The organism is Phenylobacterium sp. (assembly GCF_041691455.1).
Lineage (GTDB): Bacteria > Pseudomonadota > Alphaproteobacteria > Caulobacterales > Caulobacteraceae > Phenylobacterium.
This window is the reverse complement of sequence record NZ_JBEPUO010000002.1, coordinates 308517-322976: the sequence shown is the minus strand read 5'-3', so window position 1 is coordinate 322976 and position 14460 is coordinate 308517. Positions and strand designations below refer to the sequence as shown.

General features: G+C 65.9%; 15 protein-coding genes. 3 read left to right on the top strand and 12 right to left on the bottom strand.

The window, feature by feature from the left end; genetic code table 11:
• Window positions 1-18 precede the first annotated feature (18 nt).
• From ACESMY_RS05220 to ACESMY_RS05195, 6 genes are all read right to left on the bottom strand, one after another.
• A complete protein-coding gene (locus ACESMY_RS05220) occupies window positions 19-1419 on the bottom strand; it encodes an amidohydrolase family protein (RefSeq protein ID WP_372782913.1) in 1401 nt (466 codons plus the stop codon).
• Between the two features lie 101 nt (window positions 1420-1520).
• Window positions 1521-3668: a TonB-dependent receptor gene (locus tag ACESMY_RS05215; RefSeq protein ID WP_372782911.1), complete on the bottom strand. Its 2148-nt coding sequence runs from the start codon at window positions 3666-3668 to the stop codon at window positions 1521-1523.
• Window positions 3669-3830: 162 nt separating this feature from the next.
• Window positions 3831-5123 (bottom strand): Zn-dependent hydrolase, encoded by a 1293-nt coding sequence (locus ACESMY_RS05210; protein WP_372782909.1) that lies wholly within the window; start codon window positions 5121-5123, stop codon window positions 3831-3833.
• On the bottom strand, window positions 5120-6334 hold the full coding sequence (locus ACESMY_RS05205; protein ID WP_372783390.1) for a diaminopropionate ammonia-lyase: 1215 nt from the start codon (window positions 6332-6334) through the stop codon (window positions 5120-5122). The genes ACESMY_RS05210 and ACESMY_RS05205 overlap by 4 nt, the downstream gene beginning before the upstream one ends.
• Window positions 6335-6534: 200 nt before the next feature.
• Window positions 6535-7680 carry a DSD1 family PLP-dependent enzyme gene (locus tag ACESMY_RS05200; RefSeq protein ID WP_372782908.1) on the bottom strand — a complete coding sequence of 382 codons (1146 nt, stop codon included), beginning with the start codon at window positions 7678-7680 and terminating at the stop codon, window positions 6535-6537.
• Between the two features lie 700 nt (window positions 7681-8380).
• Entirely contained in the window at window positions 8381-9406 is a 1026-nt protein-coding gene (locus ACESMY_RS05195; protein ID WP_372782906.1) for a DNA cytosine methyltransferase, read from the bottom strand.
• Here ACESMY_RS05195 and ACESMY_RS05190 point away from each other — a divergent pair.
• Genes ACESMY_RS05190 through ACESMY_RS05180 form a run of 3 tightly spaced genes read left to right on the top strand, consistent with a single transcriptional unit; the run spans window position 9375 to window position 11465 of the window.
• A complete protein-coding gene (locus ACESMY_RS05190; RefSeq protein ID WP_372782904.1) occupies window positions 9375-10034 on the top strand; it encodes a hypothetical protein in 660 nt (219 codons plus the stop codon). The two genes, ACESMY_RS05195 and ACESMY_RS05190, sit on opposite strands and share 32 nt — an antisense overlap.
• Window positions 10027-10764: a hypothetical protein gene (locus tag ACESMY_RS05185; RefSeq protein WP_372782902.1), complete on the top strand. Its 738-nt coding sequence runs from the start codon at window positions 10027-10029 to the stop codon at window positions 10762-10764. Before ACESMY_RS05190 ends, ACESMY_RS05185 begins: the two co-directional genes overlap by 8 nt.
• 20 nt (window positions 10765-10784) lie before the next feature.
• Window positions 10785-11465 carry a hypothetical protein gene (locus ACESMY_RS05180; RefSeq protein ID WP_372782900.1) on the top strand — a complete coding sequence of 227 codons (681 nt, stop codon included), beginning with the start codon at window positions 10785-10787 and terminating at the stop codon, window positions 11463-11465.
• A 91-nt stretch (window positions 11466-11556) separates the two neighbouring features.
• Here ACESMY_RS05180 and ACESMY_RS05175 read toward each other — a convergent pair whose 3' ends face one another.
• The 6 genes from ACESMY_RS05175 to ACESMY_RS05150 form a co-directional block, all read right to left on the bottom strand.
• Window positions 11557-12000: a hypothetical protein gene (locus tag ACESMY_RS05175; protein ID WP_372782898.1), complete on the bottom strand. Its 444-nt coding sequence runs from the start codon at window positions 11998-12000 to the stop codon at window positions 11557-11559.
• Window positions 12000-12428: a hypothetical protein gene (locus ACESMY_RS05170; RefSeq protein WP_372782896.1), complete on the bottom strand. Its 429-nt coding sequence runs from the start codon at window positions 12426-12428 to the stop codon at window positions 12000-12002. Before ACESMY_RS05170 ends, ACESMY_RS05175 begins: the two co-directional genes overlap by 1 nt.
• Window positions 12429-12440: 12 nt before the next feature.
• Window positions 12441-12665 (bottom strand): hypothetical protein, encoded by a 225-nt coding sequence (locus tag ACESMY_RS05165; protein WP_372782894.1) that lies wholly within the window; start codon window positions 12663-12665, stop codon window positions 12441-12443.
• A 143-nt stretch (window positions 12666-12808) separates the two neighbouring features.
• A complete protein-coding gene (locus ACESMY_RS05160; RefSeq protein ID WP_372782892.1) occupies window positions 12809-13780 on the bottom strand; it encodes a hypothetical protein in 972 nt (323 codons plus the stop codon).
• 18 nt (window positions 13781-13798) lie between these two features.
• Window positions 13799-14065: a hypothetical protein gene (locus ACESMY_RS05155; protein ID WP_372782890.1), complete on the bottom strand. Its 267-nt coding sequence runs from the start codon at window positions 14063-14065 to the stop codon at window positions 13799-13801.
• A gap of 101 nt (window positions 14066-14166) precedes the next feature.
• On the bottom strand, window positions 14167-14442 hold the full coding sequence (locus ACESMY_RS05150; protein ID WP_372782888.1) for a hypothetical protein: 276 nt from the start codon (window positions 14440-14442) through the stop codon (window positions 14167-14169).
• Between the last annotated feature and the right edge of the window lie 18 nt (window positions 14443-14460).

The following is a 14460-nucleotide window of genomic DNA, read 5'->3' as shown; positions in this document are numbered from 1 at the left end:
CCAACCCCTGGCCGACGGCTAGTTGTCGTCATCCTCCGGGGCGAAATGGCCGCCGAGCTTCACGCCCAGGGTCGCCATCTGCTTCGGCATGGCGGCATAGCGCAGCGCGAGCGCCTCCATCATGCCGTCCAGCTCGGCCCGCGGATACACCTTGCCGCCGACGATGACGGCGGCGATGCGCCGGGTGTTGGCGACATCTTTCAGCGGGTCGGCGTCGAGCAGCAAAAGATCCGCCCGCTTGCCGGCCTCGAGCGTGCCGCGGTCGGACGCCACCCCTAGGTATTGCGCCGGTACGCGGGTCGCGTCTGCCAGGATCGCCTTGCTCGGCAGGCCAAGCTTCGCCAGAGCCTCGAGCTCGTCATGCAAGGCGAAGCCCGGAACCATGCCGCTCACCAGGGAGTCGGTGCCGACGACCATGGGCACGCCGGCGGCCTGGAAGGCCGGCACCAGCTTGGCGTTGAAGTTCACCACCGCCTGGCGCCTGCCGAGCTTGTCCTTGCTGGCGGCGTAGGAGTTGCGCGTCGTCCAGGTCTGATACGTCAGCGGATTGACGTAGCGCATCTCCGGCCGGCCCTTCAGGGCGTCGACCGATTCCGTCTGGTCCACGATTCGCTGGTTGAGGCTCACCGTGGTGATCAGCCAGACCCCCCTCGCCTTCGCGAGGTCCGTGAAGCGCGGAATGGCGTCCACCGACACCTGCGGCGTCTGGTAGGCGAATTCCTCGGCATGGGCGACCATGCCGTAACCCGGCTGGAACAGCTCCGCGGTGCGATCTTTTCCCCGAAGCGGGATGTGGCCCAGCACCTTCAGATGACGCGCCCGGGCCTCGTCGACCATGGCGCTGAAGGTATCGAAGGTCAGGTTCGAGTAGGTCTTGAGCGCGTCATAGCCGCCGTCGAGGATCTGATCGACGATCCGGCGCCCCTCCACCGGCGTGGCCGCCACCGTCGCCAGCGGCCCTTGGATGGGCGGATCGCCGTCGACCATGACCGCCAAAGCAATGTGCGGGCCCAGCACCTTTCCGGACTCGATATCGTCGCGCTGGGCTTTACCCGCCGGCGAGGCGGACAGGTTGAAAACCTGGAGCACGCCGTTGGCCACATAGGGCAACGTCAGGTCGGCGGTGTTCAACAACCCCGGCGGGACGTGACCGCCCATCATCTTCGCCAGGATGTCGTCGTTCTCCATGTGCACGTGCATGTCGGCGAGCGCGGGCATCAGGTACTTGCCGCGCCCGTCGATCCGCGGGGCCCCGCCCGCGCCGTGGAACCCGGCCGATGGCGCGATCTTCTCGATGCGGCCGTCGCGGACGACGACCGTGCGGTCGCGCAGCACGGGTCCGGCCGCCGTCATCGGCAGCACCGTGACGTGCTCGATCACCTCGCTGTCGGACCGCGCGGCCGGACCTTCCGCTGCCACGGCCGCGGCCGCGAACCCCGTCGCGGAAGAAAGGACGAGGGCGGCTGTCGCCACCCTCGCCAGGCGTCCGGGGAGGCTCGTCGGTCGTCGTGTCAAACTCATCAGAAGGTTGCTCGCAGTTCGACGCCGTAGGTTCGCGGCGCGCTGATGTGGTAGGCGGGCGGATTGCCCGCATTCCCTGGCGTGAAGTTGGCGAAGCGCTGTTCGTCGTTGAGGTTGTTGGACCACAGATAGATGCCCAGCCCCCCGCCGATCTTCTGGGCGCCCAGCCGCGTGTTGAGCACCGTCAGCGGCTCGGAGGCGAGGAAGTTGGCCGTGCCCGGCGCGTTGGTGTTGAGGTTGATCGTCGAGCGGTAGGACACGGTGGCCGCGCCCACGCCCTCCCAGCCGCTCCACAGGTCATGCCGGTAGTGCAGGCTGAAGCTGGCGGTGGCTTTCGGCACGAACTGGAAGACGCGGCCCACCAGGGCGCCGCTGACGAACTTCGAATGCTGCAGCCCGAGGTTCGCGTCGACGGTCAGATCATCGGTCAGGAGCGCCGTGCTTTCGAACTCGACGCCCTCGGCCCGGGCGCTGCCGAAATTGCCGACCACCTTCTGCAGGGTGGCCGGGTCGGTGATCTGGACCTGGGTGTTCGCGTAGTCAGTGTGGAACGCCGCTGCATTGAACCGCACGCGCCCGTCGAGCAGTTCGGTTTTCGCCCCCACCTCCACCTGCTGCGAATTCTCCGGTCCGAAGGGTTTGAAGGGATTGTAGGTCGGGCTGAAAGTCGCCGCCTGGAAGCCACCCGCCTTGAAGCCGGTGGAATAGCGGCCGTAGAGCAGGAGGTGCTCGGCGGGATGCCAGCTCAGCGAGGTGGTGTAGCTGAGCTTGTTGAAAGAGGCGCTGGCGGTGTTCTGAGCCAGCGGGAAGAGGCCCAGAATATTGACGGCGATCGCCGTCGGCAGCGCCTGTTCAACCGCGTTGCCCACGGAGGAATAGGCGAAGTCCTTGTGGTCATCGGTGTAGCGCAGGCCGAGTTCGGCGGTGAGGTCGGGCAGGATGTCGAACTGGCCCTGCCCGAACACCGCGTAGCTGGAAGTCTTCAGGCGTGAGTTGGTGAGCAGGATGGCATTGCTGGGGGCGCTCCCGCCTACCGCCGCGACGAAGGCCGGGGTGAACACTTCCGGAATGATCGTCGTGCGATCCTCGCTGAAATAGTAAAGGCCGGCGATCCCGCGCAACCGGGCCTTCTGATCAGTGGTGAGGCGCAGCTCCTGGCTGAACTCCCGATCGTGCGGCACCGAATAGCCGCTGCGGATATAGTCGATCGGCGTGTAGTCCTGGTCCTGATCCTGATGGACTTTCAGGCCGCTCAGCGCGGTGATCGACGTCAGGTCGATTCCGTGACTGACATGCCAGTTCGCCTTGATCGACCCTGCCGCGATCGTCCGCGAGGTGGTCGAATTGTTGTCCGCCGCGACGTTGTTGAAGACATCCCCCCGGGTGGCGTTCGGACAGCTGAAGCCTGGCGCGGCAGAGCAGGAGTAGACGTCCTGGTGGTCGTGGTTGCGGTAGTATTCCGCGGTCCCCAGGATATCGAAATTGTCGGTCGGCTTGACCAGCAGTTGCAGCCGCCCGCCGGCGAAGTGCTCGTCGTTGAGGTCCTGCTTTCCGGTGAGACTGTTCTTCTGATAGCCGTCGCGGTCCCGCGCGATCCCCGAGAACTTCAGAGCGGCGATGTCCGACAGCGGGATGTTGACCAGCAGCCGCTCCTCGAAGAGGGCGTAATTGCCCACCCGCTCGTCGGCGGTGGCGAAGAAGTGCGTCGTGTCAGGCGCGGTTGTGTGGACGGAAATCGCGCCGGCCGCGGCGTTGCGGCCGAACAGGGTGCCCTGCGGCCCTTTCAGGATTTCGATCCGGTCGATGTCGAGTAGCGCGGAGTTGAAGCCGAACTGATTGGCCACATAGACATCGTCCACATAGATCGCCACGCCCGGGTCGAATCCCTGGGAGGTGGCGTTGGAGTAGATGCCGCGCATGGTCACCTTATTGGTGAAGGTGCCGCCGCCGGCATCGGACCAGACCAGGTTCGGCGCCAACGCGCTGAGGTTCGACAGCTGTTCGACCCCCTTGTCCTCCAGGGCCTTGCCGGCCAGCACATTGACCGTGAGCGGCACATTCTGGACGTTCTCGGACGTCTTGCGGGCCTCCACCACCACTTCCGACAAGGTGTGGGTCGGGGCGTCGCCGGCCGCGTCGGCCGCCATGGCGTGGCTGCCGAACAATGCCGACGAGCAGAGACAGAATGCCCTTAGGCTTCGAATGGCCGGAGCAGCTTTCTTCATCTTAAGCATTGAATTCCCCCATGATTTGTTGTCGGAAACCCCAGCGGGCTTCCGCACCCCAACTAATTTCCTCTGTCGATGGCCTCATGCGCCCGGCTCCGCCGCGAGGCGCAGCATGGTGTGCAGCAGGACGTTCGCGCCGATCTCCAGGTGCTCGATCCGGGTGTCCTCGCGCGGGTTGTGACTGACCCCGCCGATGCTCGGGACAAAGATCATGGCGGCCGGCGCGATCCGGGCGATCATCTGTGCATCGTGGCCGGCGCCGGAGGTCATGCGGCGGATCGGCTGGCCGAGATCGGCCGCGACGGCTTCGATGACCGTCAGGACATCCAGGTCGAAGACCACCGGCTCGGTGCGCGCCAGCGGACGAGACTCGATGGTCACGCCTTCGCGCAGCGCGAGCAGCGCCAGGAAATCCGTAAGCTCGGCTTCGGCCGCCTGCAGCCGCAGGTCGTCGGTATTGCGAAGGTCGACGCTGAGACGCGCTTCCCGCGCGATGACGTTGACCAAGTTGGGGGACAACTGCATCTGGCCGACAGTCGCGACCTGGGCGCCGCCCATTCGCTGCGCCAGCTCCCGGACAAACACGGCGACGGCCGCGGCGCAGAACCCCGCGTCGCGCCGTAGGTCCATCGGGGTCGTTCCCGCATGGTTGGAGACGCCGCGGATGGTCAGCTCCTGCCAGGAGATGCCCTGCAGGTCCGCCACGGAGCCCAGCACCTCCTCGGCGCGATCAAGGACGGGTCCCTGCTCGATGTGCAGCTCGACGTAGGCGTGAGGGCGCGGCTCGCCGCAGGGGGCCGCGCCGGCGTAGCCGCCGCGATGCAGTTCCGCGGCCAAGGTGACGCCCTCCGGGGAGGTGGCCGCCAGCGCCTCTTCCAGGGGCAGGCCGCCGGCGAAGACCAGCGAGCCCATCATGTCCGGCTGAAAACGAACGCCTTCCTCGTTGGTGAACACCACGAGGGCGAGCGGTCTTTCGGTGAGAATTCCGGCGTCGTTGAGGGTCTCGACCACCTCCAGCCCGGCGCAGACGCCCAGGACGCCGTCGAACCGCCCGCCCGTCGCCACGGTGTCGATATGCGAGCCCGTCATGACGGGGGCGCCGTACTGGCGGCCAGCCCGCAAGCCGATGATGTTGCCGATGGGGTCGATGCGGACGTCGAGCCCGGCGTCCTTCATCCAACTCACCAGCAGGTCACGCCCGGCCCGGTCGGAGTCGGTCAGCGCCAGACGGCAGCAGGACCCGTCGTCGCGCCGATCTACCGCCGCCAGCGCCTCGATCCGGCGCATCATCCGGCCGGCGTCGACGCCCAACGCGCCGACCGATGCTGGGCCGGTTCCGCCATCGCGTGCGCCCCTGGTGTTCGCGGCGCTCATGCCGCAATCCCCAGCCGGTCGGCGCGTTCGTCCCCGACCAGTCGGCGCCAGATCTCGGGGTCGGTCGCCCCTTCGCTGCCGATCAGAAGCACGAGGGAGTCCGCGTCCAGGCGCAGGCGCCGCCGGCTCTCCTCCGCGCGACCGGCCGCCAGCAGCGCAGCCAGGCCCGCCACCGCTGACTCCCCGGCGACGATCGGCGGCGCACCGAGCGCGCCGTCCGCCAGCAGGCGCATCGCCTCCACCGCCGCTTCGTCCGGAATGGTCATGAAGAATTCGACGCCGGCCGCCAGGATCGGCCAGGCCACCTGTGAGACCTCGCCACAGGCCAGGCCGGCCATTAGCGTTTCGAGGTCGCCGCTGGCGGGCGTCGGCCGGCCGGCCACCGCCGATTGATAGAGGCAGTCGGCGCGCTCCGGCTCGACGACCACGAAGATCGGCGCCTGCTCCGGGCCCAAACTCTCCCACAGCTGGGCGACGACCGCGGCCGCGAGCCCTCCGACCCCGCCTTGCAGGAACACGTGGGTCGGCGTCCGCTCGGCCATCGTGTCGAGCTGCGTCTGCAACTCGAGCATCATGACGCTGTAGCCCTGCAGAACCATCGCGGGCACCGGGTCGTCGGCGCTCTGCGCGGTGTCCGAGACCAGCGTCCAGCCGCGCGCCGCGGAGGTCTCGCGGGCGATCAGCACCGACGCGTCATAGTCGCCGGGCGTGCGAACGACCTGCGCGCCCAGCGCCGTCACGGCGGCCTCACGGCCCGCGCTGACCCCCTCATGCAGAAAGATGACGCAGGCGCAGCCGAAGGCCTTCGCGCCGGCGGCGACGGAGCGTCCGTGGTTGCCATCGCTGGCGCAGGCGACGGTCACCGCGGCGGCGCCGCCGGCGTGGTCGCGGCGAACCAGATCGGCCGGTCCGACCGGTCGATCCAGGCGCGCCGAAAGCTGATCGGAAAGTAGGCGGGCGACCGCGTACGCGCCGCCGAGCGCCTTGAAGCTGTGCAGGCCGAACCGCGGCCCCTCGTCCTTGTAGATCACCCGCCGCACGCCGTTGCGTTCGGCGGCGAGCGGGAGGTCCGCGAGTGGGGTCGGCGCATAGAGTGGACAGCGCGAAATCTCGGCGAAGGCCAACTCCGCCCGGTCCGCCGACAGCGTCGCCTGGAACGGATAAGGCCCCCGCCGCGCGGCGCGGGCGTTGTGATGCAGCGAGATGCGCAACTCCGTCAAACCTGCCCCCCAGGACCTTCGCGGTCAGAGCGTCAGCCTACGGGAGAAGTCGCGGAATTAATGGCCAATATGAAGCCGCTAAGACGGAATTATAGGCGGGTTTATCGCTACTGATTTTTCATAGTGACCAATTTTTGGCATTGCAGTGGCACTTCCGGAAACTCAGATCTGATCATCCGGCCGGAGCCCGTTCACCAGCCCCCGAAGCGGTCCCAGACCGCGCGCACCGCGGGATCCGTTCCCGCGACGAGATTGTAGCGGGCGTGCTGCGCGGCGGTGGCGCAGGCATGGTTGGGCAGGATGCGGACACGCGCGCCGATCGGCAGGTCCGGCAGGGTCCCGCCGGGCCGGACCGACAGCACGCCGTGCTCCTGGTTCGCCTCGGCGACGATGAGGTCCGGATACGGCCGGCCCGCGAGATCGCAGACCACGCCATAGCCCTGGTCCACCCGTTGCCGCGCCGTGCCCCGGTCGCGCGACAGCGCCATCCAGCCGGCGTCAACGAGGATCCAGCCTTTGTCGAGCCGGTGGCCGATCACCGTGGCCAGGACGGACAGGGCGATGTCCTGCGGTAGGCAGACGCCGATCCCGGCCATGACAAGGTCGAAGAACACGAAGACGCCAGCCCGCACCTCCGTCACGCCACCAAAGTTTCGGGCGAAATGGGCCGTCGGCGTGGATCCAACGCTGACCACCGGGCACGGCAGGCCGGCCTCGCGCAGGACACCGGCCGCCGTCACGGCCGCGGCGCGCTCCTGTTCGGCCATGGCCTCCAGCGCCGACGGGGTGTCGCACCCGTAACTGCCCCCGGCATGGGTCAGCACGCCGCGCAGCTTCGCCCCGCCCTCCTCCAGGCGGCGGCCGATGGCGACCAGGGCTGCACGGTCCTGCGGCACGACCCCGGCCCGGTGGCCGTCGCTGTCGACCTCGATCAGGGCCGGGATCGACTGGCCATGTCGCCGGGAGGCGTCGGCGACGGCGACGGCCTGCTCCGGACTGTCGAGGATAACCGTCAGGTCCACGCCGGCCGCGCGCAACGCCGCCACCCGCTCCAGCTTGGCCGGCGCGATCCCAACCGCATAGAGGATGTCGCGCACGCCGGCGGCGGCGAAATGCTCCGCCTCGTTAAGGGTGGAAACGGCGCACGGGCCGGCCGGCCCGGACATCAGCAGACGCGCGACGTCGACCGACTTGGCGGTCTTCAGGTGCGGTCGAAGCGGAACGCCCAACCCGTCGAGGCGCGATCGCAGGCGCGCGATGTTGGCCTCCATGCGCGCCTCGTCGAGAAGCAAGGCGGGGGTTTCCAGGTCGGCGATAGTGGGAGCGGCCACGGTCATCCAGGTCCTCGCGAGTTGCGATCGAAGAAGCCGGCGCAGCGGTAACCGATCCCGTCTGAAATGAATGGTCGATCGCAAGCCTCCGACAAGGTGATCGTCGAAGCAGCGGGTCAGATTTTTTTTCATTCTGCAAAATCTGCGGTTCAGGCGTGGAATTCGCAGGTCTCGCGGCCGGCGGCGCCTATCCTTCTGCAACGGAACCCCCGGCGCGGAGGCAAAGCCATGTTCGGCTCGATACCTGAGAGAAACTGGCCCACCACCGACGCGATCATTTTCGTACGCCGGATTCTCGTCAGGCTGCGATCGCTGTCGGCGGTGAAAGCTCGGCGCTGATTGCGTGGGGCGGGCATTCCAGCCCGCCGAAGAGGGGCGCGACGCCGGCGAATAAGCTGCGAAACGATAACAGGGAGACACTTCCAGCGGCGGGTTTGAGAGCTTCCTCTGTGACCGACTGAACCCGTGGTCGTGGACGCCGCACCGGATAGAGGCTCGAGCGCCGCTCCACCAGCGGACCTCCCGAACATCCGCAATGAGTCACGAGCGGTCATTCGTGACGCGCGTCAGCCGCGCCTAATCTGGATCGTCCGAAATTGAAGCGCCTGGAACCGGTGGTCCATCGGCTCCTCAGCCCGCACCCCCTGCTCCAGATGCTGCGATCCCCGAAATCTGCCCCGGGGGAACCTGCCCGACCAGCGCCTGTCTAGCCATTGCCAGGCTCCGAAACCGAGAGGACCCGCCAGAGGGCTTCGGCAATTTCTCGCGCCAACAGGGGCGGCACCGCGTTTCCAACCTGAACGTATTGCTGGGTGCGGTTGCCGAGAAACAGGTAGTTGTCGGGAAAGGTCTGAAGCCTCGCAGCCTCCCGGACCGTAAGCGACCGGCATTGCTGAGGATCGGGGTGGATGAAGTAGTGGCCATCCTTCGAGATGTGGCTCGTGATGGTCGTCGCCGGCGAATTCCACGGCTGTGCCCGGAACCGGTCGGCGAACGCGCCAGACGACCAGCTGGAGTGGGCTGGCGCCAGGTCGTTCGGAAACTCATACGACTTGGGCGCGCGGCCGACGACCTGTGCGAAGATCGCACAGAAGAAGTAGCGGGCGAGGTCATCGGCCATATGCTTGCGGCTTGTGTGGTTTGGGGTGGTCTCCAGCAGAGGATCAAAGATGAGATCCCTGAGCATTTCCGGGCAGTCGGCTGAAAGAGGCGAAGCTCGTTCTTCCGGCAGGAGGGCAAGGCCACCATCAGACCTGAACTTCTCCATCTCTGTCGTGGCGGCAGCGAGGACCTCGGAGCCATGCCGCAGCCCTTCAGACCTGGCGAGGGCATCACATGCCCTTTGCATCTGGAGCTGCGCGACAACCCGCCAGTTCCCATCTCCGTCGTTCTTGCTGAGGCCGCTTCTAAGCCTGGGCATTCCCTCAAGGACATGGCGCAAAACAGCCGCGGGTGCTGGCTTGTATGCCGCCTGCGGAGCCGTCCGGGCTTTCCCGACGAGATCACGGCGCAGGCCGATAATGATCACGCGATGTCGAGCCTGGGGCACGCCAAAGGTCTCGGCCTTGACGAGGTAGTCGGCGTGAACATCCGCGCGCTGGAGCCACATCGCGCCATTCGGGTCGCGGCCAAGTGCAAAGAGTTCGTAGCTGTCAGGCTCTCCGCCAGCGCCGCGCAGATCCATCAGGATCTTTCCGAAGATGCGCGAGCCCTGGACGGACGACGACAGCATCCCCTACCTCAACTGCTGCGAGGGCAAGGCTCACCTTGATCTGACCGAGCATCAGGAGGTCAAGCAGAAGCTCCGCGACCACGGCTTCGACACGAACTTCGCCGAGAAGCGCTTTGTCCGAAGCCTGATGGACGATCTCCGCGCCGCGGTCCTGCCTGACCCCAGCAAACCGGACGCCTCGATCTTCGCGCGGTACTTTTCAGCGCCCAAGGCTCCCTCTCCGAGCGGGCCGAAGAAGACCGCCAAGAAGAACAAGAAATCCGTCGTCGTCGAGCCCAGGCCAGAGCCCCGGATCCCGATCATGAGGGTCGACACTCTTTCGGACGGATTTCGACTGCGGGCCAACCCCGAGTTCAAGGCGTGGCCGGCAAACGTCCGCGTCCAGATCGCCTACGCCGACGGGGGGCAGCGACCAAAATGGAGCCGCTTCGACTTCAAGCTTGCGGATCTGAACGTCCAGATTTCCGGCGGCTCGAAACCTCAGTACAAGGACAATGTGATCGTGCTGCAGGACTGCGGCGCAGACTTTGCCCTCGAAGTCACGGGCTTCGATGCGAACAGGGAGCTCGTGACCACGGTTAGCGCGCATCGTGCGGCCGCCACCGAGAAAGGGACGGCCGATGCGTAGATCGATCAGGCTGACGGGTCGCGTCCAGCTGGCGGTGTCTTCCTTCGATCTCCAGCTGCGTGATGTCGGAGATCGCCAGGTTGCGACCCTGGTGCTGACGGACCCGGATATTCAGAGGAACTTCCCTCCCGACGCGGCCGTGCGCCTGAAGCTTGTCGAAAACAAGCGCGTGGAAATCCTTCGTTTCGGCACACTCGGACAGGGGAAGATCGACGTCGATGTCCCGTCTCCACGATTTCAGGCGCCCTCCTGTCAGATCCGGATCGCCAGAAATTCGGCGCCGGAAGGTCTCCTTCTCGGGAGCACGACGTCATGGACGTACAAGGCCGGCGACGTTCAGGACGGCATCCTGCAGTTCGCTACGGACGACATACATCCGAGAATATGGAAGCTCGATCTGAGGCCCAAGGAATTCCCGATCGTGTACTTCGACCAGAAGCTCGCGAACGCGATAACATGGGCAACGAGTCCGATATTTCTCGCATTTGCCCTGCCCGAGGTCATCAGGGAGGTATTCCGGTACATCTTCAGAAACACGGACGCTTCGCGCGAATCCGAAGACTGGATGAAGCACTGGATAGGCTGGTCCGAGAACATGATACCGGGCACCGCTATGCCGATTGGTGATGAAGACGCGTTCGAAGACTGGGTCATCGGCCTCGTAGATACATTTCTTCAGAAGCACGACATCGCGCGACACGCGATCGCGGAACTCGGCGAAGGTTCATGACACCTCAGAGCTACGCCACATTGTATCAGCTCACCCCCCAGGGGCTGGAGCTGTTCACGCGCATCATGCACGGCAGCGCGCCGGAAGAGTCGCTTGCCCTGAACGACAGGGCGTTCCTGGAGCCCCTGCCCGGCACGGGCCCCTTCGAGGCGCGGGACTACGGAAGCGCCCGGGAGCTGGCCGCTGCCGTGTGCAAGTCATTGCGGGAGCGATCACCCCACGAGCTCGCGGATCGGACCGGTCTCTGGGCGTGGCTGACATTTGTCCTTCGCGACTGCCTGTTCGCGAAATCCGGCGGCATCCGCAAAGTCGGCGAGATGCACCGCTGGTATCCGTCGCCGCCGGGCGACTATCAGAAGGCTCAGCGCCACCTCGTGCGGATGCCGACTCTCCTCTACGCCTCGCTGGCCGAGGATGCCGATCACCTGCTGCTGGGCAAGCCGAGCGTTCATGGCGAACTGCGCGAGCAGCTGACCGCGCAGCAGGACATGCTGAACCGGAACTTTCAGAAAGTCGCCCGACAGCTCTACTACGTCGACGCCACCGACTCCTTCAAGCGCGGTGCTGCTGGCAGTGGCGGCGGCAGTGCACGTCGACTCGGAACGATCAGAAAGCAGCTGGACGTCACGTGGGACATGACGGACATGAGCGCCGGCCAGATCCTGAAACTCCTGCCACCCGAGTTCGACGCCTACAGGTAATGACTACGCCCGGGATGCCGGAGCGAGCCCCTGCGATCGACCTTCTCGGGGGCATACGTATGGATGAGCCTCCGCGGTCGGCCAGAGTTGCCTATTTCCACATCGCGGCCGTCTTCGCCACGCAGTGAGCCGGGAGCGGCTTCTCACCGTCCTTCCTGTAGCCGAGGGTCTGCATGAGCTGACCCACCAGCCATCCGGCCGTGTTTGTCCCCTGATTGTGCGAGCCATAGTCGACCCCCAGCGCCACCTGGAGGAGAGGGTCGATGCCAGCCATGGCTGGCAGGCCGGCCTTCGTCGCTTCGATTGCCGCTGCGCGGCCCTCCGGCGAATTGATCACCTCATGCATCCGGACGGAGATCGGGTCGTCCAAGGTAAGGGCGGCGGCTTCCGAAAAGGGCAGGCCTGCCGCCTCGAGCAGCTTCTTCAGCGCCGCGCCCTGCGGCGTGTGGGCCAGGCGACAGGCGTTGCGATAGAGCCCGGCGCGGTCATGCACCGGCATCGCCCGCAGACGTTCGAGGTTCCATTCCTGCGCCATCACTTCGCCTCCACGATCTTGCGGTCAAAGCTGCGCATGGGCGTGTAGCTCTGGATCACCTCGCCCAGCACCTTCTCAAGGACCGGCTTGCCGTCTGCGCCCGTCTCGACATGCCCTCCGATCGCCGCGCGGATCCGGAAGCCGATCTCGCGGTTGATGCCCTTCAGTGGATTGCCGTGCTTGAAGATATCGTCCTTCACGTAGGTCCGGTAGTCGGCGGCCCAGACCGGGTCTTTCGCGCAGTCTTGGAAGGTTTCCACGGTGATCGCGCGGCTGAAGCGCCCGTCGAGGCACCGCTGGCGCGCCACCTCGACAGCCCGCGCGACGACCCTGCGGCCGGCCCGGATCCGCTCCCGGCTTTCGAGATCGAGCGTCTCGCGGGCGATCAGGCCTGCGTCTCGCGAGCGTGATCGCCAAAGTCCCGCCAATCACGGATACGATCAGCCTCCCATCGGAGGAGGCCTTTTGCGCTTCAGGTTCGCGGCGATCGCGGGACCGAATTTGATCGTCCAACAGCGGATCGTCTCATAGTTCACCTCGATCCCCCGGTGAGCGAGCAGTTCTGCGACGTCGCGGAAACTCAGCGTGAAGCGGAAATACAGCCAGACGGAGTAGCGAATGACGTCCGGGGGACTTCGGTGCCGCTTGAAGGAGATGGGGCGCATCGAACGTGGGCTCCACACAGCCCCGCGGGGGGCCAGGGTGGAGACAAGCTAGCGCTAGCCTGACAGCACCGCCATTTCACGCACCCGGTCGGGCTCGGCGCGGGGGTCACGCCTCTGGCCGCGATGGAAGGGTGGATGGGCGCCTACTTCGACTTGTAGCTGAGCTTGACACCAAAGACCGTCTCCTGCCGGTTCAATTTCCCATGGAGAGGGTCGTCGCCCTTGACGTAGGAAATCCCGATCGATGGCGACCAGCCCGGCCCCGCGTCGAACGAGCGCAGACCGAAATCGTAGTCGAGAGAGACCTTCGTGAGGGTGCTGTCGCCCGCGAACCCGGTCTTGCGGCTCGCCGGCCGCTGAAAGGCCTCCGTCTGCTGGACGGACGCGCGGAACACGAAGCGGTAGTCCAGGATCTTGGGCGACAGGGTGAGGTTGAGCGAGGCCGCCGCGCCCGACACCACGCCTTTTGGCTTGAGGCCGTTCTTGGCCTTCGCGTCCACGAGGTCGTCGGCGAAGAGCGTGAGCAGCGGCCCAAAGGCATAGGCGACCGCCGGGCTCGCGGCGGTTGGCGCGCCGTCGAGGAAGCTCGGCGCGGTGTCCCAACCATAGTGATAGGGCTGCAAGGTCCATTTCAGCCGCAATGAACTCTGGTGAGACCGAACACAGGCCGCCGGCCTTGGGGTCGCATCACACCCGTCCGCCTCGTCGTCGAAGTTCGTCTCGTAGACATAGGCAAGCGAGAGATCGTGGAAGAGATAGTAGGCGTTCTTGAAGTCGTCCGGGTCCGTGGAACCGCGCGGCGCCGTGTTCTGTTCGAAATGCAGGCCGGCCTCAGCGGCGTAGTTCTCCGTCTGGCTTCCCGCCGCCGTGTTTCGGTGCGCGACCAGGCGGGCGAAGCCGGTGTTGGCGGTCGTCGGGCCGAGGGCCCAGTCCAGTCGGCCGGCGAGGTCGGCGGCAATCGCGGCCTTGCTCCCCTTGTCCTTCGTGTAGCTGAACGAAGCCGGATCCGACCAGGGCTGCGGGTCCGGAGCCTCGTCGGCGTTGAGAGTGAATGTCGGCGCGGCGTTGTCCGCGCGGGCCTGCATGCCAGTCAGGCAAAGCGCGGCCGAGAGCACGAGGATAGATTTCATCATCTACTCCAAGGCGGCTTTGCGAAACCGAGCCCAAGTCATTGTGGTCTTGAGGTCGCCGCTCACGAGAAACGGCAGCCCATTGGGCTTGCGGAACTTGGCGTTGATCCATGTCCGGATCGGGAAATCTAGATTGCTGGGCGAGACACCGATCGCGCCCAGTGTTTCATTGTCGCGCGGCGGGTTGGCGTGAAGATCGCGTCCCTTCACGAACACCGCGACGCCCGCGATGAGCACATGCTCGTCGGTAAGGTCCGGCAGCTTCGGCATTGGATCGGCCTTTTTTGAAATTGGTGGAAAAGCCGGCTTGTGCAGGCTTGGCGCGGGGCGGAAGGGCCGCCGACAGACGACCTTCCGCCCGGGCCTTGCGGCTAGGCGCCGACGTGGGCCGTAATGCAGCCAACGATGGGCGCGCATACCTGCACGTCGACGCAGATGAGCGCGGTGTTCTGGCGCAGGGTGGCGGTCAGGTTCGAGAGTTCGACCTTCTCCGCCTCCCCCACCTTGACCGCATCCGACTTGGACGCCTCGCGCATGATGAGTTCGGCGACTTGACGGCCGAAGGTCTCGTAGTCGGCCTTGTCCGTGCCGCGGCCGTTCCGAGCCGAGTCCGCATGCTGTTCCAGATAGGTTTTCGATAGGCTCATTTTAGATCCTCCATTCGG

Coding starts and splice junctions, on each gene's coding strand:
- ACESMY_RS05175 (WP_372782898.1), bottom strand. CDS start 12,000: ATGGCGCAGGAATGGAACCTCGAACGTCTGCGGGCGATGCCGGTGCAT.
- ACESMY_RS05155 (WP_372782890.1), bottom strand. CDS start 14,065: ATGCCGAAGCTGCCGGACCTTACCGACGAGCATGTGCTCATCGCGGGC.
- ACESMY_RS05165 (WP_372782894.1), bottom strand. CDS start 12,665: ATGCGCCCCATCTCCTTCAAGCGGCACCGAAGTCCCCCGGACGTCATT.
- ACESMY_RS05185 (WP_372782902.1), top strand. CDS start 10,027: ATGCGTAGATCGATCAGGCTGACGGGTCGCGTCCAGCTGGCGGTGTCT.
- ACESMY_RS05190 (WP_372782904.1), top strand. CDS start 9,375: ATGCGCGAGCCCTGGACGGACGACGACAGCATCCCCTACCTCAACTGC.
- ACESMY_RS05150 (WP_372782888.1), bottom strand. CDS start 14,442: ATGAGCCTATCGAAAACCTATCTGGAACAGCATGCGGACTCGGCTCGG.
- ACESMY_RS05210 (WP_372782909.1), bottom strand. CDS start 5,123: ATGAGCGCCGCGAACACCAGGGGCGCACGCGATGGCGGAACCGGCCCA.
- ACESMY_RS05215 (WP_372782911.1), bottom strand. CDS start 3,668: ATGGCGGCCGACGCGGCCGGCGACGCCCCGACCCACACCTTGTCGGAA.
- ACESMY_RS05200 (WP_372782908.1), bottom strand. CDS start 7,680: ATGACCGTGGCCGCTCCCACTATCGCCGACCTGGAAACCCCCGCCTTG.
- ACESMY_RS05195 (WP_372782906.1), bottom strand. CDS start 9,406: ATGCTGTCGTCGTCCGTCCAGGGCTCGCGCATCTTCGGAAAGATCCTG.